Origin of the sequence: Bdellovibrio bacteriovorus HD100 (assembly GCF_000196175.1) — a bacterium.
GTDB lineage: Bacteria > Bdellovibrionota > Bdellovibrionia > Bdellovibrionales > Bdellovibrionaceae > Bdellovibrio > Bdellovibrio bacteriovorus.
Genome location: NC_005363.1, coordinates 1951325 through 1977587 on the forward strand (window position 1 = coordinate 1951325; position 26263 = coordinate 1977587).

At 50.5% G+C, this 26263-nt stretch carries 29 protein-coding genes and 1 tRNA gene; 10 read left to right on the forward strand and 20 right to left on the reverse strand.

The features are described 5' to 3' along the window. The first annotated feature begins 45 nt into the window (after window positions 1-45). Window positions 46-615 (forward strand): hypothetical protein, encoded by a 570-nt coding sequence (locus BD_RS09315; protein ID WP_011164491.1) that lies wholly within the window; start codon window positions 46-48, stop codon window positions 613-615. Here BD_RS09315 and BD_RS09320 read toward each other — a convergent pair. From BD_RS09320 to BD_RS09355, 9 genes are all read right to left on the reverse strand, one after another. Further along, on the reverse strand, window positions 612-1457 hold the full coding sequence (locus tag BD_RS09320) for a D-alanyl-D-alanine carboxypeptidase family protein (RefSeq protein ID WP_231839115.1): 846 nt from the start codon (window positions 1455-1457) through the stop codon (window positions 612-614). The genes BD_RS09315 and BD_RS09320 overlap by 4 nt on opposite strands. A gap of 28 nt (window positions 1458-1485) precedes the next feature. Further along, window positions 1486-2457, reverse strand: a complete 972-nt coding sequence (locus BD_RS09325; protein ID WP_157865686.1) for a phosphotransferase enzyme family protein — start codon at window positions 2455-2457, stop codon at window positions 1486-1488. Between the two features lie 61 nt (window positions 2458-2518). Continuing rightward, a complete protein-coding gene (locus tag BD_RS09330; protein ID WP_050792913.1) occupies window positions 2519-2956 on the reverse strand; it encodes a hypothetical protein in 438 nt (145 codons plus the stop codon). A gap of 111 nt (window positions 2957-3067) precedes the next feature. Beyond that, window positions 3068-4102, reverse strand: coding sequence for a hypothetical protein (locus BD_RS09335; RefSeq protein ID WP_041583540.1), 1035 nt, complete (start codon window positions 4100-4102; stop codon window positions 3068-3070). A gap of 12 nt (window positions 4103-4114) precedes the next feature. Continuing rightward, window positions 4115-4258 carry a hypothetical protein gene (locus BD_RS18175; RefSeq protein WP_157865687.1) on the reverse strand — a complete coding sequence of 48 codons (144 nt, stop codon included), beginning with the start codon at window positions 4256-4258 and terminating at the stop codon, window positions 4115-4117. Between the two features lie 158 nt (window positions 4259-4416). After that, window positions 4417-4863, reverse strand: coding sequence for a DUF2784 family protein (locus BD_RS09340; RefSeq protein WP_330935309.1), 447 nt, complete (start codon window positions 4861-4863; stop codon window positions 4417-4419). Then, window positions 4829-5140, reverse strand: coding sequence for a KH domain-containing protein (locus tag BD_RS09345; protein ID WP_011164497.1), 312 nt, complete (start codon window positions 5138-5140; stop codon window positions 4829-4831). The genes BD_RS09340 and BD_RS09345 overlap by 35 nt, the downstream gene beginning before the upstream one ends. 5 nt (window positions 5141-5145) lie before the next feature. Then, the gene (locus tag BD_RS09350; RefSeq protein WP_011164498.1) at window positions 5146-6051 is read right to left on the reverse strand and encodes an alpha/beta fold hydrolase; all 906 of its coding nucleotides are present in this window, start codon (window positions 6049-6051) and stop codon (window positions 5146-5148) included. A gap of 48 nt (window positions 6052-6099) precedes the next feature. Further along, on the reverse strand, window positions 6100-6498 hold the full coding sequence (locus BD_RS09355; RefSeq protein WP_011164499.1) for a hypothetical protein: 399 nt from the start codon (window positions 6496-6498) through the stop codon (window positions 6100-6102). Window positions 6499-6649: 151 nt separating this feature from the next. On the opposite strand from BD_RS09355, the gene BD_RS09360 reads away from it, so the two are divergent. Continuing rightward, window positions 6650-7351: a hypothetical protein gene (locus BD_RS09360; RefSeq protein ID WP_011164500.1), complete on the forward strand. Its 702-nt coding sequence runs from the start codon at window positions 6650-6652 to the stop codon at window positions 7349-7351. A gap of 61 nt (window positions 7352-7412) precedes the next feature. On the opposite strand, the gene BD_RS09365 is transcribed toward BD_RS09360, so the two are convergent. Continuing rightward, the gene (locus BD_RS09365) at window positions 7413-10337 is read right to left on the reverse strand and encodes a M28 family peptidase (protein WP_011164501.1); all 2925 of its coding nucleotides are present in this window, start codon (window positions 10335-10337) and stop codon (window positions 7413-7415) included. Between the two features lie 63 nt (window positions 10338-10400). Here BD_RS09365 and BD_RS09370 point away from each other — a divergent pair, with 63 nt between their 5' ends. After that, entirely contained in the window at window positions 10401-11030 is a 630-nt protein-coding gene (locus BD_RS09370; protein WP_011164502.1) for a hypothetical protein, read from the forward strand. Here the strand turns inward: BD_RS09370 and BD_RS09375 are convergent. After that, window positions 11027-11437, reverse strand: coding sequence for a hypothetical protein (locus tag BD_RS09375; protein ID WP_231839116.1), 411 nt, complete (start codon window positions 11435-11437; stop codon window positions 11027-11029). The two genes, BD_RS09370 and BD_RS09375, sit on opposite strands and share 4 nt — an antisense overlap. Before the next feature lie 92 nt (window positions 11438-11529). Between BD_RS09375 and BD_RS09380 the strand changes: the two genes are divergently transcribed. Beyond that, on the forward strand, window positions 11530-12696 hold the full coding sequence (locus BD_RS09380; protein WP_011164504.1) for a class I SAM-dependent RNA methyltransferase: 1167 nt from the start codon (window positions 11530-11532) through the stop codon (window positions 12694-12696). Here the strand turns inward: BD_RS09380 and BD_RS09385 are convergent. The 3 genes from BD_RS09385 to BD_RS09395 form a co-directional block, all read right to left on the reverse strand. Then, the gene (locus BD_RS09385) at window positions 12673-13242 is read right to left on the reverse strand and encodes an RDD family protein (RefSeq protein WP_231839117.1); all 570 of its coding nucleotides are present in this window, start codon (window positions 13240-13242) and stop codon (window positions 12673-12675) included. The genes BD_RS09380 and BD_RS09385 overlap by 24 nt on opposite strands. A 78-nt stretch (window positions 13243-13320) precedes the next feature. Then, window positions 13321-15150 (reverse strand): hypothetical protein, encoded by a 1830-nt coding sequence (locus tag BD_RS09390; protein ID WP_231839118.1) that lies wholly within the window; start codon window positions 15148-15150, stop codon window positions 13321-13323. Between the two features lie 63 nt (window positions 15151-15213). Then, window positions 15214-15948 carry a PilZ domain-containing protein gene (locus tag BD_RS09395; protein ID WP_011164507.1) on the reverse strand — a complete coding sequence of 245 codons (735 nt, stop codon included), beginning with the start codon at window positions 15946-15948 and terminating at the stop codon, window positions 15214-15216. Between the two features lie 73 nt (window positions 15949-16021). Here BD_RS09395 and BD_RS09400 point away from each other — a divergent pair, with 73 nt between their 5' ends. After that, window positions 16022-16990, forward strand: coding sequence for a hypothetical protein (locus BD_RS09400; protein WP_011164508.1), 969 nt, complete (start codon window positions 16022-16024; stop codon window positions 16988-16990). A gap of 72 nt (window positions 16991-17062) precedes the next feature. On the opposite strand, the gene BD_RS09405 is transcribed toward BD_RS09400, so the two are convergent. Continuing rightward, on the reverse strand, window positions 17063-17677 hold the full coding sequence (locus BD_RS09405) for a L,D-transpeptidase family protein (RefSeq protein ID WP_011164509.1): 615 nt from the start codon (window positions 17675-17677) through the stop codon (window positions 17063-17065). A gap of 213 nt (window positions 17678-17890) precedes the next feature. Beyond that, entirely contained in the window at window positions 17891-19459 is a 1569-nt protein-coding gene (locus tag BD_RS09410) for a hypothetical protein (RefSeq protein WP_038449297.1), read from the reverse strand. 111 nt (window positions 19460-19570) lie between these two features. Here BD_RS09410 and BD_RS09415 point away from each other — a divergent pair, with 111 nt between their 5' ends. Then, a complete protein-coding gene (locus BD_RS09415) occupies window positions 19571-20626 on the forward strand; it encodes a mechanosensitive ion channel family protein (RefSeq protein WP_011164511.1) in 1056 nt (351 codons plus the stop codon). Beyond that, entirely contained in the window at window positions 20610-21389 is a 780-nt protein-coding gene (ttcA, locus tag BD_RS09420) for a tRNA 2-thiocytidine(32) synthetase TtcA (protein ID WP_011164512.1), read from the forward strand. Before BD_RS09415 ends, ttcA begins: the two co-directional genes overlap by 17 nt. On the opposite strand, the gene BD_RS09425 is transcribed toward ttcA, so the two are convergent. Both BD_RS09425 and BD_RS09430 read right to left on the reverse strand, forming a co-directional pair. After that, window positions 21386-21862, reverse strand: coding sequence for a YcnI family protein (locus tag BD_RS09425; RefSeq protein WP_011164513.1), 477 nt, complete (start codon window positions 21860-21862; stop codon window positions 21386-21388). The genes ttcA and BD_RS09425 overlap by 4 nt on opposite strands. Before the next feature lie 81 nt (window positions 21863-21943). Continuing rightward, window positions 21944-22555, reverse strand: a complete 612-nt coding sequence (locus BD_RS09430; RefSeq protein WP_038451872.1) for a glutathione S-transferase family protein — start codon at window positions 22553-22555, stop codon at window positions 21944-21946. Between the two features lie 131 nt (window positions 22556-22686). Here BD_RS09430 and BD_RS09435 point away from each other — a divergent pair. Both BD_RS09435 and BD_RS09440 read left to right on the forward strand, forming a co-directional pair. Continuing rightward, a tRNA-Val gene (locus BD_RS09435) sits at window positions 22687-22762 on the forward strand. Between the two features lie 115 nt (window positions 22763-22877). Then, window positions 22878-23678 (forward strand): M48 family metallopeptidase, encoded by an 801-nt coding sequence (locus BD_RS09440; protein ID WP_231839119.1) that lies wholly within the window; start codon window positions 22878-22880, stop codon window positions 23676-23678. A 2-nt stretch (window positions 23679-23680) separates the two neighbouring features. Here BD_RS09440 and BD_RS09445 read toward each other — a convergent pair whose 3' ends face one another. Next, complete coding sequence (locus tag BD_RS09445; protein WP_011164516.1) at window positions 23681-24076, reverse strand: hypothetical protein; 396 nt, start codon at window positions 24074-24076, stop codon at window positions 23681-23683. Between the two features lie 124 nt (window positions 24077-24200). Beyond that, window positions 24201-25484 (reverse strand): acetyl-CoA C-acetyltransferase, encoded by a 1284-nt coding sequence (locus BD_RS09450; protein ID WP_011164517.1) that lies wholly within the window; start codon window positions 25482-25484, stop codon window positions 24201-24203. A 125-nt stretch (window positions 25485-25609) separates the two neighbouring features. Here BD_RS09450 and BD_RS09455 point away from each other — a divergent pair, with 125 nt between their 5' ends. Next, window positions 25610-26164, forward strand: coding sequence for a TetR/AcrR family transcriptional regulator (locus tag BD_RS09455; protein ID WP_011164518.1), 555 nt, complete (start codon window positions 25610-25612; stop codon window positions 26162-26164). Window positions 26165-26263 lie beyond the last annotated feature (99 nt).

Sequence of the window (26263 nt, forward strand, 5' to 3'; positions counted from 1 at the left end):
TATTGCCGATGAATCATAAACAACCGGACTCAGCGGGAGGTTTATATGAAAATTCAAATCCTGACAGCCTTTTTGGCCTTGGCAGTAAGCTCTGTGGCATCCGCCCGTCAGTTCACTCTGGTGAAGGGCTCGGGCTATGCCATTGAACCTTTGTATGGGTATGAAACCGTCTATCGCAGCAGCCCAAGTCCACATATCGCCACACGCGCCATGTACGGGGTGCGTCTGTCTGCAGGCGTGGATTTGCTTTCAGGAGAAGCGGAATACTCCAGAGCTTCTGACACAGAAACCTTTTCTTCCGCCCCGGAAAAGATCTATCACGAGGATGAAAACTACAAACTGGGAATTCGCTCCACCTACAGATTCAATCAGTACTTCTTTTCTTCCGCGCGCCTGGGGGCTCAGGCCACCAAAGGTTTTGAAGAATCCACGTCCAGTGGCGTGACAACAAGAAAGGAAAAAGACCTGAAATACAATCCCTATGCCGGCGCCCAGGTCGGATTGAAACTTGGCGTATTTTCAGTGAATCTCAGCGCCACGATGGTTTTCAGGGACTATTCCGACCTGTCCAAAAATGATGTGCAGCACACGCTGTCTTTTGGTGTGGGCTACTAAAAGGATTCTTTAAAAGTGCTGGGCTGACTGAAGGCGAACTCCAGCAGGGCCCGGCCCGCGACGAAGCGATCCTGATTGCTGGGCGCCCCCAAAACAACCGCAATATAACGCTCGGACTTTTTATCCGGGCGTTTGTTTTTTCGCGCACTGACCATCACACACCAGCCTGCCGCTTTGATATGTCCCGTCTTCATGCCATCCACCGGCAGTTTCGAAAACAGCAAGTCATTGGTGTTTTTCTTGTGAAAATCGCGAAAGGTCAGCTCTTTACTGGACGAGTATTCAAAGTACTCGGGGAACTCTTGAGAAATCCGCACTGCCAACAACCCCAGATCTTTCGCGGTGGAATAATGTTTTTCCGTGTACAGCCCTGAAGAGTTGGCAAACAGACTTTGAGTCATCCCCAGTTTTTGCGCCGTCTTGTTCATTTGCTCTGTAAAAGCTTTCTGACTTCCTGAAACGACTTCGGCCAGAACAAGGGCCGCGTCGTTGGCGGAAGCCACAATAAGGCCGCGCAGAAGCTCTTCCACCGTCACGAACTCCCCGACCCTCAAATACATACTGGACTCTTCCGGGCGTCGAATGATCGCCTGCTCAGAAACCTTCACCCGATCCATGCGGGAAAGCCGTCCCTCGCGAATCTCGGAAAAGACCATATAAGCCGTCATCACTTTGGTTAAAGAAGCCGGGGGAAGTCTTTGATCTTTATTAAGTTCTGCCAGAATCTGCCCACTGGAGGCATCCAGCAAAACCCAGGACAGGGCCTTCACCGAAGGCAGGGCTTGCGCCTTCAAATACAAGAAACACACCAAAAGAAGAAGCAACCCCCTCAGGCATTCCATAAAGCCATCATACACCTTGCGGAATATTTTAAAGGGTCTTTGTCAGTTGTGCCCAGACTTCAGAGAAGGGTTTGTAAGGGGTGTCGGGAATAAACACGCGGGCGCGCTCATTGCCATGAAGATAGATTTCTTCCTGAGCCCAGACATAGTGATCACAATGACAGCCCCAGGCTTTCGCACCATCTTCAAGTTCTTCCTGAGGCAATGGATTTAAAGCCATATAAGCTTCCAGAAAGGCCATGGTCAGATCCCGCTTCAGATCAAACATGTAAGACGCCACACGAGCCACTTCAAAACCACGGGGCATATACACCGCTTGGTCCCAGTCGATCACGCCACAGACAGTTTCTTTTTGAAAAAACAAATTTCCCTGATGATAGTCTCCATGCAGAACTTGAGCTGAATACTTTGGAACATAAGAATGCAGACACGCAGGATTTCGCATCCACTCTCGCTGATCTTTAAGCCGGTACAGGACCCATTGATCCGCCTCGGACTGATGAGGTCTTTGCAAAAGGGCCGTTTCAATCTTATCCAAACGGGCAATCCATTCCCGGGCATCCCAGTTCAAGGAGTACTTGCGATAGCCGGCATCTGGCAATGGTTTTAAGATCTTATGAAGTTGAGCTAACATGGTTCCTGAGGCCCGGGCATGGACCTCCGTCAGATCCGTTTTTTTCACCTGGTGCCCCGGAGCTTCAAAATACAGGGCGCCATACTTTCCCTGATATTCAATCAATGAAGTTCCGAAACGCGATGGCAGGGTTTGCACAGCTGGCAGATTGTGAGCCGCCACATATTCGATCAATGCGTGCTCCCGCAATACCCGTCCACGATCTTCGGTCTTGTAAAGACGCAGATAAAAATTCCCCAGACTGGCTTCAATGCGGAAGACCTGGTTCACAGCACCATTTAAAATCTCCGTCACGGACCTCACGCCCCCCAGGGGCCAGAAATCCAGAACGGGTTGCAGTCTTTCAATTTCATTCTGTGAACTCATGGACCTCAGGATAAAGGGGATGGGGGCCAATTTCCAAGTGCTAAAAACACAGGATTTCGTTTTATTTGTTCAAGGGGATGTGGTTATTGGAAATCACCACACCCGTGATGGGATGGACAAGTTCCAGATGAACATGGGGTTTATGCGGGCTGTGATTGCCGATCAGCGAGCCATTGTCGATTCGAAAACGGCGACGACCATCAGCACTGACAAAGACACCACTGTTGTCCTTGCCGATCTGGCGGTAACCGGCTCCCAACCACCGCTCGCCCGCTGCCAAAGCCTCGGCCTGATTGATGCTGTAGCGGCTGGAGAAATTCCCGGCCCCCTCCAGGGTTTCCGTCAGAACTCCATCGACCTTACCCTGTGAAACCAATTCGCCACTGAAGGCAAAAAGATCCCCGCAACGAGGAGCTGCCTGCAAAGCTGCAGGCACCCCCATAACAAGAGCCGCACTCAGCAGCAGGGAAATCGATTTAAGCACCCAGGACAATTTCATCAACAAACCTCAAGACTTCTCAAGCTTTGCCAACTTCATGCCACGCTCCCGGCACCCATGACAGTCCTCACCTGCCATAAAATAGGCAGCGGGACAATTTGGGCCCAACCCCTAGAAGGAATTCAGCGTCAGATCCGCCAGAGAGTCAATTGTCCAGGTGAACGAGGTCCCCAGTGTCACGTTGCTGGGTGCTGCGATATTGCCACAGCCCGCACTCGTGTTGTTGGTGGCAAGACTGATGCACTCACTGCTGCCTGAGGCAATGGCCGTGGTGTTATCCAAGTTGGCGTCCCCCTGATCGAAGATATAGTGAACCTTGACCAGGCCTGTAGAGGCATTTCCCTGCAACCCAAAGGCAGAACCCTCGTCGTTGCCGGCGCTGTTGTCCTGATTTCTGAAAAGGAAAAGATCATAGTTGGTTTCATCGTTGGTCTTGAACTGGACTGCGGCTTTCTCGGTGTAAGAACTGCCAGCATAGCTCATATAGAAGTCAAGGAAGCCATCTTGCCCGGTCACATCCCGCAGGAAGTGCAGCTCCATGTCGCGGGCCCCATCATCCTCTGAGGCCGTCAAACGCACATAACCGGAACTGACGCCTGAGCTTTCACAATTGAACTCGGTTTTCAGCATCGGAACAGAGTTCACAGAAATACTCACGGATTTACTATAACTTCCGCCCCCATGCGAACCATAGTGGGCCGGGATGGTCTTGGCAGGAGTGCTGAAGCTGATGGTGAATGTCTCGGCGCCCTCTGTTGCCGAGGTGGAACCACTGCTGGGAATAGAGGCGCAATCCGTGTAACCCATCTGATACAGGGCTCCCCCAATACCTTGTGAACCCATCACCTGTTTGATCACCCCAACAAGCCCTTCAGGACCAGGGCCATTGGGAATGGAGTAATCCGCTGTGGGACCCACCACCATAAAATACAAGAACCTGATAAAGTCAGCACGACCACCGACAGTTCCCAGATTCATCGTGCTGGGATCCAGAACCGTTGCTGCCATGGCCTTTTGCACCTGCAGAGCACTGCTTTCAGCAGCACGCAATCGCGCACCCACAGAGTAGTTGGAAAGATCTGATTTGACCGACAAAGTCAGTGGCAAGGACAATGCTGCCAGACTTAGAAAAGCTAATTTTCTCATAGACACCTCATCCTAAAGGCAAGAGCTTTCGCCGCATTTAACATCGACCTCAGGCAGCGGACTGCCAATCAACTCTGCGGGTTCGTCGACTTTTTCTGCGCAGGCAACCAGCCCGCTCAACAACACAGCTGCCAGTATCAATCGTAGATAATTCATTCTTCCTCCTGAATGATGGTTGTTAGGACCCACAACTAGTCGGCTCTCGCCCATTCAGGCTAAAGACAAAAGTAAAGCCTTTGCGAAAATGTGATTTGATTCAACAACTGGAGTTTAGATTCATTGCCTGAATGAAAATATCGTCTTTATTTTGGGACTTATTTTGAGACAAAAGAAGTTCCTGCTTTTGCAGAAAACTTTCTCCAGGTGCGCCACAGGCAACCCAAAATTGAAACAACAAACAAAAATAAAACGACACGATTCACATCGGAATCCGCATAGGAAAAACCCAGCTTCTGCAGAATGTATTGAATATAGGAATCGGGAAGCGACAGCTCACCCCGTTTTGATTTGATTTGCCACTGCCATTCCGTCAAAAAGCAGTAGCCCCACCCATAGCGATACCCCAACCCCACCCAGGAAATCAGAGTCATGGCCAGCGTGATTTGCGCCAGCCACAAAGTTTTACGAAACCACCACAGAAATAAATTGCTGAACATCACCCCAAGATGAAGAGCATGAAGAAAAATATCCAGAACGGCCAGAGGGTCAATCGGAAGGACCTCTTGCTTAAACCGGAATTTCGACGATGGAACGAATGCCAGTTCGCGCCGTCATCGCATGCACCACGGCCCGCAGGCCCATGATGGTCTTACCTTGAGTCCCGATCACTTGCCCCAGATTTTCTTTGGCACAATTCACGCGGTACACCGTGGTCTTGGGCCCCACATAGGTGCTGACTGTCACTGTGTCAGGGTGATCCACCAGCAATCGCACCATGTGCTCAATCAGCTGACGAATCTCCTCTCGATATTTTTCCTGGTCAATATCTGCGCCTTTGCTTTTACGTTCTTCATACTTAAAGGCTTCGATGTCATTCATAGAACCTAGTCCCCCATGATGAAATTGGCTGTGCCTATACGCTTAAAGTTGCAATGTGGTCCCGGGACTGGCACCCAGCTAAACAGGAAGGAAAACGACTGAGCCCTTTTGATAAAGGCGGCAGAGCCCTCCTGGAATCCATAACCATCATTGCGCCCGATGGAAACAAAGAACCTTGGCTTTTTGCCCTTGGGGTACTTTTTGATCAGCTTCAGCGGATCATGATTATCCCAGTCCTTTTTATCCACGAACACGGATTTAGAAATACGCAGCATTTTCTCAACTAAAAAACGGAAAGCACCGGTGCGCCGGATGTACGCATCAATCTCCCGGTCACTGGCAAAGGGACCTATGGTCGCAATGGCCGGACACAATAAGGCCACCCGCGAAAACATGCCCGGATTCTTCAGCGAAATCGCTGCGGCATTAAATCCCCCCATGGATTGACCGATCACATGGCGCTGTCCACCTTGCAGCCCTCCGACCTTTTTCTCCAGATAAGGCATAATCACCCGGGTGAAATAAGGAATCAGAGGAAATCGTTTGTTATTAACCAAAAGCCACTGCGGACCAAAAGACACCGAAATGATCCGAGGCCGATATCCGCGAAGCTCCCACCAGTCCTGTATGGTCCTGGTTCCCAAAAACTGGCGGTGCCAGGTTTTCTCTGAACCATTCAGTCCATGAAAGAAATAGACTATATCGCTGTTGTTCGCGCTGCCTGGATCCCGGTAACAGTACTTAAACCGAAGGCCCTGCAATTCCTCAGAATCACAGAAAAACCTTCCACGGCGAAAATCAACTTCCGGAACATCCGCTTCTGCCAGCAGATAATCCTCGGTTACATCTTCAGACGCATGAGTACACAGTGAAACGCACAGAAGGAGAAAAGCTAGAGTCAAACTCTTCATAGACCCCCCTCTACACAGAGGAAAGGGTCGCTTGAGGTCTATGAAAAATCAATTTGCAATATCGAAATCTTCGCGAACTCTGTGCTTAGACACGAGAACTTGTTCGCCCGTGTTCAGACAGCGCAGATAGAAGTGATTGAAGCCTCTGTTGGTTACCACAAAACGGCGAGGCTCAGCAGGAGATATCTTTTTGGCAAGAACAGATCCCACATCCAGATTCTCGTATTTACTTAGAAGCTTGCCCGCCACATGGGCTCGCAGAACATGGATCAAAATGGCACCACAGACAAACACAAATGCCGCACCCAGCGCAACCGCCCAATGAACTTTTTCATCCATCAGCCAGGTGAACGACACCGGTGCCATCACCGAAAGCAGCACCAAGGCTCCGGTCAAAAGGCGTTCTTGTCTTTGATATTTTTTGAATTCTTCCACAAAAGAGGACATGTGCAGGAAACCTCGCTCCTCAAAGAGACCCTTATAAAATCACAATCGGTTAGTACAGATCGAGTCCAGATTCTGTTATTTTCCTTGCCGCTCTGCCTCCCCAGCTGACAGCCTGAATTGGCTGGGTTCTGCTTACAACAAAGAGGTGCACATGAAATTGCTTTTGAACGTTCTTCTTCTTTCCACCGTTGGATCGGCTTCCGCAATGGCTTTCGACTCCCAGGCAGTTTGTCAGGATATCGTTGAGAGACGTGGCAGCATCCAGGTCCAGATGATTTCTTCCTCTGATGGCGACAACTGCTATGTCTCCGTCCACAACCGCAAAGCTCAGGGACTGCTTTACCGTGATTATCTTTTCACGGCGGACGGTGAACTGATGATTTTCAACTCTTTGGGATATGGGGATGAGTCCTCGACCACGGGAGCTCGCGAATTCTTCCTGTTCCCAAGAATCAATCCGGTTCCCACTTTTGAATGGAATGATGAAACCCGCCGCCTGATTGTAACGACAGTCAACGGCAACAAGGCTTCTTTCGACTATGAAGACGCCGAACTGGTTGAAATGACCGGGGCTGAAATCAAAAGAGCCGCAGAAATCCGTCCGGACAACCGCGGTGGCGTTGAAATCAATAAATATCAGGGGCTTAAACTGGACTCCGGCTTTAAATTGGGTTCCGCACCGACAGCCGTTTCCGGAAACAGCTCAGTTTTCACCGATAAAAACGGTAAAACCTGCAGCGTGAAGAATTATGAAATCTTTAAATACACGTCCGACGGGGATGTGCGCTTCAAGTTCTCTGACAACGGACTAAAAAGCTTCCTGAAAAACCGCTGCTCTTCGCTTACTTTCTAAAATACCTCTCTTGATAAAACAAAAAAGCCAGTCCGGGGATCCTGACTGGCTTTTTTATTTTCTATTCTTTCAGCTTCGGAGTGATCTTCAGCTCCAGAATCCTGCCATCACGAAGAACTTTCATAATTGTCTCCTGGTTGGGTTTCACAGATTGCAGGGTGTAGACATAGTCATACAGGTTTTCAATCTTGGTTCCGCCAAACTCGGTGATGATATCCTTGTCTTTCAATCCCGCTTTCTCAGCAGGACTGTCTTTGGATGCACCGGAAATTCGCACCCCTTTAACACCTTCCTGGGAATAGTCCGGCACTGTGCCCAAATAAACCCGGAAGCTGCGGCCTTCCATGCGGTTCTGAGCGCCGGCCACTTTCACGTATTTCACCATTGGCAGTTTGGTATCAACCAAAAGGTCCGTCAGGCTTGCCACGGCTTTTAATACGCGGGCAACACCTTCATAGTTCACCAACTCAGGAATATCCCGAGGACTGTGGTATTCAGCATGGGAACCTGTAAAGAAGTTCGCCGTCGGAACTCCAGCCAGATAGAACGCCAAAGAATCCGTTGGCAAATACGGGTCCTCTTGGACGATCATTGGAACCGCACTGCGCACGCCCACTTCTTCCGCCAGACGAGTCCAGTTGTCCGCGGACCCTAATCCCTGCAAAAAGACGCGATCTTTGAATCGGCCGATCATGTCCATGTTGATATAGGACGTAATATTATGTTTCGCCATGTTTTTGGTGAAATGGGACGATCCCAGATTTCCCAATTCCTCGCCGGACCAGATGCCGAAATAGATATTCTTCTGCAGCAGCCCCGGCTTCGACGCTTTTAGATTTGCATAATAGTGCGCAAGCTCCATCACCCCGGACACACCAGAAGCATTGTCATCAGCGCCCACATGGGCTTTACCAGCTTCTCCGGTTTTAGCCAGACTGCTGCCGAATTGACCGTGACCCAAGTGATCCCCGTGGGCACCGATCATGACGGCGGACTTAGCACCCGGCACAGCCAATTTCGCCACGACATTGATGCCTTGAGCTTTCTGGAACTGCAAATCCACCTGCGCTTTGATATAGGCCGATGGAATCGCAAAACCTTCAAGTGCTTCGCCTTTATCCAGCTTCATCTGCAAAGAAATCAGATCCTGACCGGCATAACGAATCATCTCCTGCGCGGCCGGCGTCGACAGACGCAAAACGGCCAGAGTGCTTTCAGACAGTGACCCTTCAAATTTGATCTTGCCGAATTTATCCGGCAGACCGCTTTCAGGTCCGTTGGTCACAATAACACCCACGGCACCTTCATTTTTTGCCACCGTCACTTTGTGCTGCAAACGAGAATACATATTTAAGTAATGACGACGTTGCGGAGGCACATTCGCCGGAAGATCCGACAACACCAGCACCCATTTGCCTTTAACATCCAGACCTTTGTAAGAGTTGTATTCAGCCTCTTTGTCGCTGGCCGGAGCTTTAATGCCGTAACCTGCAAACACCACCGGGGCTTCGCGGAAGTCTCCGGTTTTAGAGAAGGACACCGGCTCGAAATCTTTGGAAACGGTGTATTTCTTTTTAAATGAACCCACCACTTCAAGGGAGTTGGCAGCACCCAGACCTACACCTGAAGTGAATTCGAAGGTTTCAAAGAACGACCCCTTCGGACCTGCTCCCGTCAAACCCCAGGACTTCAAGAGTTGCGCGAGCTTTTCGGTGTAAATCTTTTCTTCGCCTGTGCCAGTGCCACGCCCCTGAAGCTGCGGGGAGGCCAGATAGTAAACCCATTTCTTGATGTCTTCGACTTTCACTTCCGGACTCAAAGAGCCCGCCGCCGGATCCTGAGCTGGCAGTCCCAAAAGCTTTCGGGCCTGAGCATCATCCCACTTCGCGATAAAGATCTGCGAATCACCCTTTTCATTTCGATGAGTCCAGGACAGACTGTTGCCATCCGGAGTGAATACCGGAAGGCCGTCAAAACCCTCATCCGACGTCACACGCACTGGGGCTTTTTTGCCTTCTGCATCGACGATGAAAAGTTCAAAGTTGTGATAACCCAGAACACTGGAACCAAAGATGATGTAATCCCCTGATGGATGGAAGTACGGAGCCCAGGACATGGACTTCAGCTTCGTGACTTGTTTCTGCTCAGAACCATCCACGTTCATGGTGAAAATTTCAGCCGTAGACCCATTCGGGGAGAAGCGTCGCCAAGTGATTTTCTTGCCATCCGCACTGAAGAACGGACCGCCATCATAACCCTTGGAATCGGTCAGACGCTTCACTTGGGTGCCGTCAGCTTTCATGATGTAGATGTCCATCATATAGGAAGGATCCTGCTCAAACAGCTTCTTATCCTCCCCTTCCAGTTTTTCGCTGTAACCGGCGCGATTGGAGGCAAAAGCGATCCATTGACCATCCGGAGAATAAGACCCCTCGGCATCGTAGCCTTTTTCACGGGTCAGGCGTTGGATGTTTTTTCCGCTCAGATCAGAACTGAAGACGTCGTAGCTGTCATCAAAGCTCCAGGAATAGCGGGCTTTAACCGCTTTTTTGCGGTTGTCATATTCCTCCTGGGTTTTCTTTTTCGTCTCCAGATCCAGATGAGTGGAAGAGTAAAGCACCTTCTTCATGGACGGGTGAATCCAGCCGCAGGTGGTTTTACCGTGACCTGGAGAAACTCGCGTCGTGTCCCCGGTGATCAGATCCAGAATATACATCTGATAGAACGGATTGCCGGGCTCACGCTCACTTTGAAAAATCATCTTTTTGCCGTCCGGACTGAAATAACCTTCACCTGACTTAGGACCTGTGAAGGTCAGCTGACGGGCTTCCCCCACCAAGGTGTGCGGCTCATTGGAAAAGGCCCCTGAGGCGGCAGTCTCAGTTTTGGAAACAGCGGACTTGGTGTCCTTCATCTGGCACGCCACCAGGCCGGAAATTAGCGAGAAAATGCAGGCACTTGTAAGAAGAACTTTCACTTTTTTCATAGTCTGTGTAGGCTAAAAGCAGGACCATCTTAAGTCAAACCCAAGCGAAGAAAAGAGAAACTCATGCGCCGCACGTTTCACTTGGCTCTCATCTGTCTTTCACTGACCGCCTGCGCCACCTCGTCGCCTTACAAGCTTTCCAGTCTTAGTTACTCCGAAGAAGAGCTAAAGCCGAAAGCCACCCGCGGGATTGCTTCCGTTGAACACAAAGAAAAGTCCTATCTGTCTTTGGATCTGCCTTACGCGGCCTTTGAAAAAATGCGCCATGAGGTGGAGAAAAACCAGAATGTCCAACTTCAACATCGCGGCGAAGCCCATATCACGGTGATTTCCCCGGTCGAATTCACAAAACTGAAAAAAAGAATCTCGATGAAAGAGATCAATGCCCTGGCTGAGCGCATGGATATGGCTAAAAGCCCTTATCACTTGCTGTGTGTGGGTAAAGGGGCTGTGAAAGAAGATGCGACCTATTACGCGGTGGTGGAATCAGACCGTCTGTTCCAGATCAGAAAAGCCGTGCATGTGCTTTACACCCAAAAAGGTGGCAAAGCCGAGGACTTCAATCCTGAACAGTACTATCCACATGTGACATTGGGTTTTACAAAGAAGGATCTGCACCTGGAAGATGGTGTGATCAAGGACGCAAGTTCTTGTATCTATTCCCTGCGCCCGTCTGAATCGGTGAAAAATTAGTAAGTGCTTGAAAGAGCTTTGTCCAAGCCCTGAGTTGTCCCGGCACCAGGGCCCAGCCACAACGTGGTTTCCTCAATCAAAGAACCATCCGAGAACTTGCAGACATTGAATGTCTGACCGTCCGTATCCTTGCCTTGCAGAACTTCCGCATCGAAAGATCCGCAGATCCCACCGCGCGCCGAAGAGGCATTGCGGTTTTTATAGGCCACTACCGCCTCTGGAACACCGGCTTTGGATTTAAACAAAAACAGGGCTTCAGCGCCCAGCGCGGATTCACCAAAGAAACACATGGCGTATTCCTCAGAGCCGGCTTTTAGAACCCAGAACTGCCCCGCCTCGATACGGCATGTGCGCATCCAAGGGTTGTTATTGGCAGCAAAAGAGGAAACTCCCGCAAAAATGATCATGCTAGCAAGCAATAAAATTCTCACCATTCCCCCATTAGTTTTGATAAGATAGGTTTTTCTTATAACAGCGAAATTGCCGGGGCAAGCACTCAATGCCGAACTTTCAGAAATTCGAAACCTTTGACAAACTGACCACCGTGCCTTGTCCCTACGCCCCGGACTGTGGCGGATGTCAGCATATCGGCGTGCCTTACGGACATCAGGCTCAGAACAAAATAAACGACCTTTCAGGGCTGTTTACCGCCGCAGAGGTCGCATTTCCAAAGCCCCTCAAAGTTCTTTCTGCCGGCCCCGCCCATTTGCGTGACCGTTTGGATTTCAGCCTGCAAGACGGCCGCCTGGGGCTTTATCGCACGGATCGTCATGAGATTCTGGATATCGAAGTCTGCGCCCAGCTCAGTCCGGCACTGCAAGGATGGCTGTCTGAGTTTAGAAAAATCCAGTGGCCCTTTAAGCGTGGCTCGTTCCGACTGCGCGTCGGACCGGAAGGACAGCGTGGACTGTGGATTGACCTGGCCAATGTGGATATCAAAACCCTTTTGGATGAGCAGAACATCCTGCGTTCTTTGCAACAGCAGGCTTTTGTGGAAATCGGCCAGCGCCGTAAAGTTCCGGTTTGGACCGGAAATGAATTTAAACTGCGCGATCCCGAGCACCACGTGTGGTTCCAGTCCTGGATGAACGACATTCCCGTAAATCTGTACTGTCAGGTGGCGAGCTTCACTCAGCCCAGCCACACCGCCAATAAGATCATTTGCGATGTGATTTACGATTGGGTGAAACGCTATAAAGCCCAGCGCCTGATCGAGTTCGGCTCTGGCATCGGCAACCTGACCTTCCCGGCTTTGGCGGGGGCAGAGAGTGTTCTGGCGTGTGAAATCGACGAACTGTCTCTGCAAGGCCTGGAGCGCTCTTTAAACGAGCTTCCGGCAAGCATGTCCCATCTGAAGGATCGCGTGACTATTTATCGCAGGGACTTCCAGAAAAAACTGACTCAGGATTTTTCTCAGTTTGATGGGGTGCTGGCGAATCCACCAAGATCGGGCCTGATGGGCTTTTTGAATCCGCTAAAAAGCCTTGCGCCCGAACAGCGGCCCGAGTTCTTTATTTATATGTCCTGTTATCCTGAATCCATGGCCCGGGATCTGGTGACCCTGCAGGAATGCGGATACCGCATGCAAGAGGTCTATATCGTCGACCAATTCCCGCAAACGGATCACTATGAGGTTTTGGGACTACTTCAAAGAGAAAAGGCGTAAGCCTGAAAGCGCGCCAGCCAGATCTTTTCCGGCCAACAGTGAAAGCAGCGGCAACGTCACAATTCCGGTGATTAAAATCAAGGAACTGCGCAAAGTCACACGGAAGATATAACTGATTTGCAGACGCTCATGAGGCTGCCCCAATCGCAGATCACACGCCCATTCCCCGATAGTGGAACCCATCAGGCTGCGCACTGTGATCATATACACCCAGGCAAACATCACAAAGACTTCAGCAAAGAATGTCAGCTGATGCTGACTGTGGAACAAATGATTCAAGAGCGCACCCACCGGTGTTTTCACGATCATCGAAAACATCAGCATGAACACGCAACTGACCGCAATCAGAATCAAAGCATCAATGAAAGACGCCAGCCACGACCACAGCGCAAGTTTATAACCCTTGCGGCGTGCGGAAGGTCCGCCATGAAAACCCGTCCCCTGTTCAAAACTCAGATCCCGGCGATCCTTGAACAAGCCGTTCACTCGTGACGGAGCCGGCGTTGCCGGCCCACGACGACGCGGGGCTGGGCCCCTTAACGGCACAGGGGCTTCCCTTTTCTGGGGAGCCCGCTGTGGAATGTTTTTCTCTTGATGCTTGTCGATATTCACTTTTTAAGTTTCCTAACGAACCCCACCCGCACGGATGGAAGTGTCAGTAGTTGTTCCGCCCTCGGAATCCGGGGTCGGCGGAGGCACCACCACGACCGGCACACACACGTTGTTGATCAACTGGTTCGGAGCCGGGCACGGAGCCGTTGGTGGAGGATCAACCACCGGAGGTGTCGTCACCGTCGTTGTTGCCGTTGGCTCTGGTTCCGGAGCCGGTGCTGGTGGCACATACTCTGGAGACTTGGAGTCAGATTTTGATTTCTTGCTGAACAACCACCAGAAAGCACCCAGGGCCAGCAAACCGATACCGACTGGGATGATCCAGTTTTTATTACGGCACCAGAAGCCACAGCTGTCGTCTTTGCCGACTTCTGTTTTACCACCTGGCAGATCCCCCTCGCCACCGGCTTCGATCACCAGACAGCTTGGACGGGATTCACTTTCACTTGGTTCACTTTCTTTAGTTCCCTCAGGACATACGCAGCCTTTGCCGCCTTCGCCTGGTACGGAACCTGGTTTTTCAACAGAACAATCGCCACCAGCAATCGGACCTGGAGGATGCGGAGGCTCTGGAGACACCACGAAGGACTGCAGGGAGAACGCACGGGTTTTGATCTCGTTACAAGCGGACATTTGATCATCACGCTGTTGCGCAATTTTTTGAAGTGGCGCCTGACCACACTCTGCTACGGCAGAGTTGATGAAGTTTTGCAGATCCCCCAGGTAAGAGGAAATTTGATCATACTGCTCCTGAGAAATCTTGCCTTCTTCGTTCAACACCAGATTGATATCCTGGCCTTTCACTTTTTTCAGGTAAGATTCGATGATACGCTTCTTGTCCTCGCCTTCGGATTTCGCATCACCTGTGCGCAACGGGGATTTACCATTACAAACGCGGGTTGCATATTTCACTTCAGAGCGGGACACGCAGTGAGGTGCGCCGTTGGCACTGAAGCCGTAAACCATCGGGTTACAGGAAACACCATTGTTCAAACAAGTGGCGCTGTTAACTTCCATTTTGTTTTTCAAATCGATCGCACCCTGCTTGCTGCCGCCGCAGGAGCCGTTTTCACCGTAGATCGACAGATAACCGGCCACGATACAAGGTTTACCCGTCAGGCTTGCCGCCTGAGCTTCTTCCCCGAACAGGAATGAGGCCGCCCACTCGTGACGTTTGTTGATTTCATTCAACGCCTGAGTGCCGTATATTTTAGTATAAACTTTCTGAGCGGACTCCAAAGCCGCACGCATGCGCACGAAGTACTCCGCTTTCTGACGTGGAGTCAGACGCGTGTATTCTTTGTAGGTCAGTACAAAGTTTTTGCTCAGAGGTTTTTGTTTGCCTTTTTTCAGAGCCTTGCCCACAACAGGATCCAGCTTCGCCATTTTTCCGGCGATCGCATTGAAGTTGTTATAGTTCATCAGCTCTTTACGCTTGAAGTTGACGCCGTTTACTTTCAGTGGATTTTCTTCATCGCCCGTGAAAGTCAAAGTGGAGGTCTGACCAGCATGAGTCAAAGTCAAACGCACTTGTTCTTTTCCGTCAGAGCCTTTGTAAGTGGACGCTTCCACAGCAGGCATCATTTCATGACGATTCAGTTCAACCCATTGATCCATCTGCTTTTGCAGTTTGTGCGGATAAACGTGGCGAACCATGCGGTAGAATTCACCGACGGTCATTTTCTTTGTCGTGAGCCCTGTTTCTTTCAGGTATTGATTGATCAGCTTCTTCTGATCCTGTGCCGCCGCCCCCTGGGCGACTGGCGCCATACACATCGTGAATGCCGATGCGCTGGCTGCAAGACTTTTCATCAATGACTTCGGATTCAACTTCCATCTCATAACGACCTCATGCTTTTGAGTCTTTTCGGTACACATTCTAAAAAACTTAAAAAGAACCCGGACTTAACTTAACTTTTCCCCGTTTGTCTCAATCTGAGACCGCAACCAGTCCTGCAAATATAACCGGTCCCGCTCTGTAAGTTCTTTAAACTTCAGGCGAAGCACGTTATCGCGATATTCCACGACTCGACTTTTGACCTTCATATTACGAATGTCCGGGAAAATCACATCCACGAAACGCAACCCTTGGGACCCCTCAAGATCCCGCTGCAGGCGCACGCGCGCGCCACTGACAGAAATCGATTCTGTGACACCATCAAAGATATCCTGAGCCACCACATTTACCGGAGTACGAAAATCATAGCGGGACGCCGCCGGAAACAACCACTGCGCACGGCGGTCCAGATATGGAAAGCGGAAATAAAACGCCAATAACAAAACAAAGGCCGTGATCAGGCACGACATGAAAAGCTGTCCGTGAACCAGCAGACCACTGTCGGAAAACTCGCCATTACCCCAGCGGTACAAGTTGATGAACAGCACCAGCATCAACGTGCCGATAGCCAAAGTCCATGTCGCCTTATGAGCGCGCAAAAGCAAAACCCCGGTCAGAAGCAAAAGCCCCAGCCACATCCAATCCAAATTTGAAACTGATTGCGCGAAAGAGACAAAACCGCTTTGTGAATTAACATATTCAGAGCTTACAAAACTGATCAGAAGATTACCCAATGGAGCCAGAATAAAAAGAATCGCCATCAGGTACATTCCCGTTGGCCTTTTTAGCTGTTCTTCCCCCATGAAACCTCCTCAAGTATGTTAAACGATAGCAACTTGACGGGGCATCAATTCTTGCGGTCTCTGGACCTTAGTTATGACAAAAACAGCAAAACAAATCCTCATTTTATTGGTGTCCCTTTTATCAACCCACAGCTTTGCCGCCCCGACCGGGAAAATCTCGGACTCCCTGGTGGAAAATCTGGCCTGTGACCGGATTTCGACCGATGAAATCTATCGACGCATCCGCCCCGAGTCTTTAGGCAGCAGCTATCACACTCTGTCAGTGAACTGGCCGTTTTCAGCCGGGCTGTATGATCTGGCGGCGTGCTGGTCCTTGTCGCGCACGCAGCGTCTGTTCTTTTATCTGTCGCGCTGGAATCAGCACAGCGATCCAACGCCTCAGCAGACAACTGAAATCCTGGATATGGTGCGCGGCAGTCGTCCGTACGCTTCAGGCAGCGGACTGAAAGAAACGGCATTGAGTGAATTTAAAGTTTTCAGCCAAAAAGATTCCCAGTGGCGCACTAATACGCCGTTGTGGTCGCAGATGCAGTACGGGTTTTCCCAGAATTTTTCAAACGGCAAAACAATGTACCGCGCCTGGAAGCATGAAATTGAACACTATCAAAAAGAGCGCTTTCATGAGTTTGCAAAAAACCTGAAATTCGTGATTGGTGATGACGCCCGCAGTGGTCGCAAGAACCGCCAGACCCGTGATGTGCTTTTAAGAAACCTTGAATCCCACCGTCTGACTTTGCTTTTGTTACGCCCCACCCGCACCGCCCAGCACATTGTGGTGGCCAAGTCCTTTGAAATTAAAAGCAACGGCCGGATCGAAATCCGCGTCTATGATTCCAATCAGCCTCTCCGGGATCAGATCGTGGTTTTTGATGGACGCGAGAACGACTTCTATGCACCCGACATCGTGCGAGGGCTGCCTCGGGTGAAGAACGCGAACGACGCTATCGGTGTCTTTATCGTGGATGAATACGAACGAAGCCTGGTCGACACGGCCTTACTGAAACACTACAAAAAAGCTTGCTCAGCCCCGACCGGAACGTAAGCTGAAGCAGAAATAAAAAAGCCACCCTTATCAGGTGGCTTTTTCTTTGAAACGTACCGAAATATTTGAAATTTAGTTGCCGGACATTTTGCAGATTTCAATCAAAGTCTTTTCTTTGACAAGAGAATAAATCTCTTCGATCTCCGGATTGGTCACGGCCACACACCCTTGGGTCCAGTTCATTGGATGGATCAAACCCACCGCCTGGCCCTTGCGCTCTTCCGAAGGCAGACCGTGGATCATAATATCGCCACCCGCGGATTTTCCCTGCGCTTTTGCAAACTCCACATCCGCTTTGTTCGGATAGGAAACATGCAGAGCTTTTGTGTACTGACTTTGAGGATTTTTATAGTCGATAGAGTACAAACCTTCCGGCGTCTTGTTGTCACCCTCGAACTGTTTGTGACCGACAGGGTTTCTGCCGAAGGCCACCGGGTACACTTTCAACAGAGTCTCGCCAGAGATCAGATAAAGCTCTTTACGGTCTTTAGAGACCACAATTCTTTCCACCTTCAACTCTTCAGCCTGAAGACGGTCCACGCTTTCACGGCTGCGATCCAGAAGTTTGTCAACCTGGGAAATGTCTTGGCAATAGCGGAAAGACTTATCCAGAGCCTTGGAACCGGCAGCAAAAGAGTTTGTAGCAAACAGACTTAGAGCAATAAGGGGAAGCAATGTCTTTTTCATGACGAGAGTTATATCACACTCAGCACCCGTTCACATCCACCCCTAAAAGATATTTTTTTGTAATGACTTTTCAGTCGTAAAAACCAAATAAAAAGGTCCCCGTGATTTTCACGGAGACCCCTATTGTCACTCTGTCAAAAAGTTATTCATTGGCGCCAGCCGGCAGAGCAGCAGGCCCGGTCGGGCCGAAAGCTGAAGCAGCATCGCCCGGGACTATCTGCGAAGTGAAGAGCAAGAAGATATACAAGCTTCACGGGCCATTTTCACTCGTGGAGCCATACAGTCCGCAGTGCCCTTGTGGCGAATCACTGACAACGTACCCACGTTCGGAGTGTAGGTCTTGTTGTTCACCTTCGCCAGACACGCATAGTAAGCGTACTTTTCCAGACCCGTCTGCATTTTCGCACTGGTTGGCAGGTACACACGAGCATCAAAGAAATTGATACCCACGCCACCCACGTTCGGAGAGCTCTGCGCGACAGTAAAATCAAAACCGCTGGATTTGATTTTCGAGCAATCACTTTCGGTTTTTGCCGAAGCAATACCGAATGGATCAGAACCCGCTTTATCGATCAATAGAACGTGACCATAAACTGCCACGATGTCACCGGCTTTCAGGGATGTCGAAGGTGTCACAGAGATCTTGCTCAAACAAGTCAGTCCGTTGTTCTGAGGCTCAACATAAGAACTGGAGCCCCACGCCCAGGAGTCTGAAGCCTTCAGCGCCCGACCCGCCTTCAAACGAAGACCCGCGGTCGCCATGGAGGTGTAAACGTAGCCAGAACAGTCAATGCCCAGAACCTTGGTGCCATCACCGTTGTTCTTGAACATATCGATCGGAGAATCGGCGGCAGTTGTGCCGTAAGGCTTACCGCCGTAATCGTAAATCAAAGGATTTGATTTAACCGCAAAACAACCTTCACCATATCCTGACACACCCTTGATATAAGGATGAGTCGCCTGAACCTTGGAAAGGCTCGCGATCTCTCGCTTGCTGCCGACACCGTCGGAGTGCTTGCCCACGATAGAGATACCAGAGATCGTGGGCGTCTGCGCATTCAGATCCGGCAAAGCCACGCTTTGACAGGTCTGATAAGAAGTCGCAAAGGCCCAACGGGCGCCGAATACAGCCAAAGGCTCCCCGGCACTCAAGGCCTGGGCTTTATGATATTCGTAATCACGGTTTGGCTCCGGAGTCGGCTCTACGACATTGCTGCCACCTGAACCCGTACCGGCGTCAGTGCTGCCGGAATCAGATCCCGCGTCTGTGCCTGCTGTGGAGTTGTCGCCGGACGGACAATTCAACTCAAAGCTTTCCACTGTTTTTGAAAGCTGAGTGAAATTGCCACGCACTTTATCCTGCATGTAGCTTCTGAAGACCGTGGAACGGTCCCCAACGTCAATCGCCGACAGAAGCATCAAAAGCTGTTCCGGTGTCTCTACACGCTCACCCTTGGGAGCTTCCTCAAGCAAGGATACAACCAGCTTGTCCAGCTGGGCTTGCAGCTTTGCCTGATCTTCACTTGTCATGCCTGGGTTTTCAGCAGCCAGCTTTTGCACCTGATCGCGCATGGCCTGCTTCAGTGTTTCGGAAGCCGGGATCTCTTTTTGCTCAATCAGATAGGCCTTCAGACCGTCCCAGAGCTTCATCTCGAGCTTGTTGTCTTTGCAGGCAATGTCATTCCCCACCTGCGAAGCGATATTGTTCATGGCCTCATACCCTTGCGGTGCGCAGGCCGTCATCATCATCCCTAAGATCAAAACCATTCCATGTGTTTTCATAGGGAACTTATCGGCAGGCTGACTTGGACAGATTACACTCGGAATGAATTTTAGACTCGACTAGACTAAAAATTAGTCACTATAATCAAAGTTCACGAAGGACATATCAGCATGGCAGAAAAGTTTATCAAAATTCAGGCACTCTATGGACTCCTTGAACTTGAGCCTTTCATACTTTTGGGGGCGCTGATTGCCATCACCTGGATCTTTTATAAGTTCTTCCTGAAGGAAGCTTCCGATGAAAGACATCGCAGCATCCGCAATCATTTCCGCACGTTGCTTCGCCACTATGTGATTTTGGCCTTTTTGTTTTTGCTCTTTATTTTCATGCAGACCTCGGAACCCCAGATCGGACGTTTTGCCAAGTTCATCCCTTATGTCGCCTTCCTGACTTTTATTTGGGGGAACGTGGTGTTTGTGAAAACATCCCGTCTGATCGTCCTGCAGTACCTGTTCCTGGGGTCGATGAAGCACGGTGTTCCGCTGCTTCTGGTGAACATTTTCTCTCTGATCCTGTCGATCGTTTTGGTGTTCTGGGGCATCACTCATGTGTTTGGCCTGGAGGTCGGACCGCTGCTGGCGACGTCGGCGGCGGCCTCGGTGATTCTGGGTCTGGCGCTGCAGGACACTTTGGGAAATCTGTTTGCGGGTATTTCTTTGCAGCTGGATCGCAACTTTGAAATCGGCGACTGGCTGGAAATCACGAGCGGTATTCAGAAAGCCACCGGCCAGGTGCGCGAGATCACCTGGCGCTCCACCACGCTGGTGGGTTTTTCAGATGAGCTGATCACCTTCCCGAACCGTTTTATGGCCAATGCTCAGATTTCAAACTTCTCCCCGCCGGACAACCCTATCGTCCGTCGCCAGATCTTCCGCCTGGCATTTGGGCAGAATATTGAACTGGCCAAACAGATTCTGGAGCGCACCGTTGCTGGAGTCGGCGAAATCCGAGGCATTCCGGCACCTTGGGCCTATGTCAGTGACACCAACGAACACTGGGTGGAAGTCAAAATCATCTACTTCATTGATAACTACGGCTCTCAATTTAACATTGGCGACAAGGTTTATGTGCGTGGGATTGAGGCGCTGAAGGCTCAGGGCATCAAATTAGCTCGACAAGTGGTTGAGCTTTCGGATACAAACCAAGGCCATGAAATCAGCCGTTAATTTTGAACTTCCCCTGGCGGTAAAAATCCGCAAACAGATCGTGCAGGCCTTGAACGACTTCAACATGATTGAAGACGGCGACAAGGTCATGGTCTGCGTTTCCGGCGGCAAAGATTCCAGTGTATTGCTGGCCCTGCTGACCGAAATCCAAAGACGCTCTGAGCGCAAATTCCAAATCGAAGCTGCCATCCTGGATCAAAAACAACCCGGCTTTGATGTGTCCAAATTCAAAGTTTGGGTGGAAAGCCTGGGCGTGCCTTTTCATATCGTTGAAAAAGACACTTATTCCATCGTGAAAGAAAAAGTTCAGGGCGGAACGTTCTGCTCCCTTTGCTCGCGTCTGCGCCGTGCGATTCTTTATGATTTTGCGCACGCCAACGGCTTTACCAAACTGGCGCTGGGTCATCACCGCGATGACGTCGTTCACACGGCCTTGCTGAACATGTTCTATGTCGGCACCACGGCGGCCATGCCACCAAAACTGAAATCTGACGACGAACGCAACATTCTGGTCCGCCCGCTGTGCTATGTTTCTGAAAGAGATATCGAAGAGCTGGCCGCCGAATGGGCCTTCCCGGTGATCCCGTGCAATCTGTGCGGATCCCAGGACGGACTGAAACGTCAGCGTATCAAGAAGCTTGTTCGAGACCTCGAAAAAGAGATCCCGAACATCTATGCCTCCATCCAGACTTCCATGACGAATATCAAACCAAGTCAGCTGATGGATCAGGATTTGTGGGACTTTAAGAACCTCAAGACCTAGTGGCCCGAGGCTCCTGCAGTGACTTTCAAGCTTGCCGCCGGAGCAGCCAGTTCGTGTTCGTCCTGGCCTGGCGCCGGGATATCAAACCAGTCAATCTGACCTTTTTCACAGACCTGCGACACTTTGAAATACAAGATTGAATTCGCCGGGGCTGTGATTTTTGCACGAATCACAAATTCATCGTAAAACGCATCCGGCAGATTTCCGCCGCTAAATTTCACTGCCGTGGCAACACCGTTATTGTCGGTTTCCACCGCCACATCCCAGCCTGGTTTCGGCATGGGTTTAGGCGTGGTGAAGCCCTTGGGCAAATGCACCGTCAGAGACGTGGTGGCTGTGGCATCACAGCCATGAGGAACGCGCACAACAGCCTTGTAATAGCTGCCAGCAGCGGCTTGAGGGTTTTCCAGGGACACATGGGCCAGGGCTTGAGAGCCCAGTAACAAAGACAGAACAGGGATCATTTTAAGCACAAAGGCCTCCTTGATGGATCGATTTTTAATCCACTTCAAGAAAGCCCACAATGCAGCAAACAGTTGCGTGAAAAAAGCCCCTTAGGCCATGGCCTTTTGGACTGCAGGGCGCGCTCCCACCAGCTCGGCCCAGCGCTTAACTGCCGGCTTGTCTTCAAACCAGCCCGGCTGGGCGTGAATAAAGCCTGCCACCCAAGGATAGGTCACCATGTCGGCAATGGTGTACCCCTCGCCGGACAGATATTTGTTCCCGGAAAGCTGGATTTCCATAACTCCCACCAGGCGGCGCGCCTCTTTTTCAAAACGCTCAATAAAACCGGGATTGGGTGGAGTCAGCGTGTTCAGCCCATAGTAGTAATTGCCAAAGATGGGACCGATGGCCGACATCTGAAACATCACCCATTGCATGGTGCGGGTCTTTTCCGGCAGAGACTCGCCCAAAAACTGTCCGTGTTTTTCAGCCAGATAATAAAGAATAGCACCACTTTCAAAAACCGTGGTTTTACCTTCCGGCCCCTTGTTGTCGATGATTGTCGGAATCTTCCCGTTGGGGTTCATTGCCAGGAACTCAGGCTTTTTCTGCTCCAGATCTTTCAGGTTCACCTTGTGCAGGTTGTAGGGAAGACCCAGCTCTTCCAAGATGATGGTCACCTTTCGGCCGTTGGGGGTGGAAGCGGTGTAAAAATCGATCATAAAAGAACTCCTTAGCTGGAAGATCCCCAGTTTAAACCTGCTTTCCTTAAAACGGGACCCCTGACCCCCCGCATCCATGATTGCTGGACCCCACTTCTTGGGATACATTTTTATCTCTTTATACCACACGTGCGGATATAGCGTAGTTGGTAGCGCGCTTCCTTGACATGGAAGAGGTCACTGGTTCAAGTCCAGTTATTCGCACCAATTTTCCCTTTCTGTTTTCAAGCAAATCCAAGTCAGATCACAAAGCGTTTCAACAAACAAAAGCCTTTGCGGCGGCAGATTGATTTTTGCAAGTTTCCTGCGCTATCTTAGTTTCATGAAAACATTGAGACTTATCGCCCTGCTAATGACTTCCATGCTTATCAGTTGCTCCACTCTGGCACCGAAAGTGAACGAGTCGGATATCAACGCCGAAGCCGCGAAGGCCTATGCTGAAATCAAAGCCAAATCCAAAATCTCCACCAACAAAGAATGGACCGCGATGGTTCAGCGTGTGGCCGATCGTATCGCCAAGGCCTCTGGTGAAAACTTCCAGTGGGAAGTCGTTTTGATCGACAGCCCCGAGGTCAACGCTTGGTGCATGCCTGGCGGAAAGATGGCTGTTTATACCGGCATCATGCCCGTGCTGAAAACCGAAGGGGCACTGGCGGCGGTGATGGGTCATGAAGTGGCTCACGCAACTTTGCGCCACGGGATGGAAGGTTATATTCGCGCAAAACAACAAAGTTATGCGGGGATCCTGATTGCGGGCGCCACCGTCGTGGGTGGACAGTTGCTGTGTAAAACCGAAGAGTGCCGTAAATGGAGCGCCCTGGGCGGAGTCGCGGCAGGTTTTGCCCTGACATTCCTGGAAAGAAAGTTCAGCCGCGGGGATGAAACATCTGCAGATAAAAAAGGTCAGATCTATATGGCCAAGGCCGGGTACGACCCGAAAGAATCTTTAGTGCTGTGGGATCGCATGAACGCCGCCAAACAAGGCGCGGCCCCACCGGAGTTTATTTCCACGCACCCGTCTGATCAGACCCGTAAGAACAATCTGAAAAGCTGGCTGCCGGAAGCCGAAGCTGCTTACGCCCAGTCGCCAAGCAAATACGGCCTGGGCGCAGCGATCAAGTAATCCTACCTACAGGACGCGGTGAAGATCACATCCTTTGCCGCGAACTGAACATCATAACGATCTTCAGACTTGTTATGTTTCATCACCAGACGACCCGCCTCCAGATAAGCGCCACCGAAAGTGTCCTGTAAATCACTGACTGACACCAACGCATCCAAATGCCCTGCTGTCAAAGACTGACTTAAAGAAGAATTATCAAATGATGAATTCGTGTAGGATGTTTTGCTTTCGCCGTCCATTGAATAAACCGTCACCGTCAGACGCTCATTCCGCCCCTCAAGGGATTCCACGCGAATATCCATATCGGCAATATCACCCATACGACAGATCATGGTGGTGTCTGCAAACGCAGCCGCGGAAAGTAAACTGATCAGAATAAAAAGGGACAGATTCATCATATATTTCTCCTGCATTGTGTGAAGGCCAGGGAATATAGACAAAGCTGTCGGAAAGATCGAGTTAGGAGATTTTAATAAAGGTGGTCCGGGCAGTGGGAGGTCCTGCCCGAAAGAGAAACAATTACTATCTTTCAATGATCGCAGCCACACCCATACCACCCGCGGTACAGATGGAGATCAAGCCACGGCCGGAACCTTTTTGCGCCAGCATCTTGGCAAGACTGGCTACGATTCTTCCGCCGGTTGCCGCAAATGGATGTCCCAAAGCCAGACTTCCGCCTTTGACGTTCATTTTAGAACGATCAATGGAACCCAGTGCTTTGCTCCAGCCCAGTTGCGTGCGGCAGTATTCTTCGTCTTCCCAGGCTTTCAAAGTGCAAAGAACCTGACCAGCAAAAGCTTCGTGAATTTCATAGAAATCAAAATCCTGCAAAGTCAGATTGTTACGACGAAGCAGATTCGCCACTGCGCGAGTCGGCGCCATCAAAAGACCTTCGCCTTTTACAAAGTCCACCGCAGCATAATCTGCATCGACAAAGTAGGCCAGCACGGGAAGGTTTTTCTCTTTGGCAAACTCTTCACTGCCCAACAAAACTGCGGACGCACCATCCGTCAGTGGAGTGCTGTTTCCCGCGGTCAATGTGCCGGTGCCATTGAAATCAAAGGCCGGCTTCAGCTTTGCCAATTTTTCCAGGGTCGTGTCCGGACGAACAAAGATGTCCTGTTTCAGACCTTTGAAATCAAACACCAAGTCTTTATAGAAACCTTCGGCATAAGCTTTGGCGGCATTCTGATGACTGTGATACGCCAGTTCATCCTGCGCCTCGCGCGTGATCATCCAGTCTTTCACCATCATCTCAGTGTGATCACCCATGGACTTGCCAGTGCGTGGCTCCTGCACGTTCGGGAAACGTGGCTTTAGATACTGAAGTTTTAGTTCGGCGAACTTTTTCAGACGGCCGCCCAGAGTCTTTTCTTTTTGTGCTTCCATCATGATCCAGGAAAATTCATGCGGTAAAACACCGGCGATATCACTGTTGGTATCAGTCCCGCCACCGATTCCGCTTTCGATCTGGCCCGAGGCGATCTTCAAAGCAATTTGTGCGACCGTCTCAAGACCCGTGCCGCAAGCGCGTTGTACGTCATAACCCGGCGTGTGCGGGTCAAGTCCTGCCCCCAAAACCGTTTCCCTGGCCAGATTCCAGTCCGAGGCGTTTTTCATCACCGCCCCCAAAGACACATCCCCCAGAAGGGCCCCGCGAAGCTGGGTCTTGTCGACCAGATCACGCACGGTGGCTGTCATCAGCTCACGATTGGAGGTGCGTGAATAATTCGTGAAGGATTTTGTGAACGGAGTTCTGGAGCCGGCCAGGATGGCGACGGGTCTCATGGTTTTACGGTTGCTCATATCTACCTGTCCTGTTCTGGTACCTATTCTGGTTACCTGCAGTTATTCTGCTTGATACCTACCTACTGATAGGTAGATAATATCCCTGTTGGAGCCCGAATGCAAGGGCTGAAAAGGAATAGAGTATGGACACTAGAACTCGCGCCCTGGACCTGGGACGCCATTATCTGCAAACCCTGGGCTTTAATGGCTTCAGCTTTCAAACAGTCGCCGATGCCCTGGGGATCCGCAAAGCCAGTCTGCATTACTATTTCGCCTCAAAAGAAGACCTGGGCATGGCCCTGATTGAGGAATACCAAAAGTCTTATGCCGACTGGGCCGTAAAAAGAGAGCATCTCTCTGCAGAAGAAAAAATGGAACAACTGATCCAGATGTTTGTCAAAATCGGGGCCGATCACAAAATCTGTCCCGGAGGCGTTTTGTGCGCGGACTTTGGCAGCGTTTCAAATCCGATGAAGAAAAAACTGCTGCAGTTTCATCTGGGACAAAAAGCCTGGCTGGTTCGCACTCTCAAACAAGGCATTCAGGAAAAAACTTTCCGAAAAAATCTGCCTGTGGAAGAAACCGCTGATCTGATTCAAGCCAGCATTCAAGGAGGCCTGCAGGTGGCGCGCATTCGCGGTGAAATGAAAAGCTTCAAGACTTTGGGAAAGACACTGATTCAGAACCTTAAAGCTTGAGCAAACTCAGCAGTCCGTAGGACTCTCTCTCTACGCCCTGCACCGCAAATCACCTATCATTTCCTCTTAGTAATTCCATAATTTACAAAACTTTTGTTA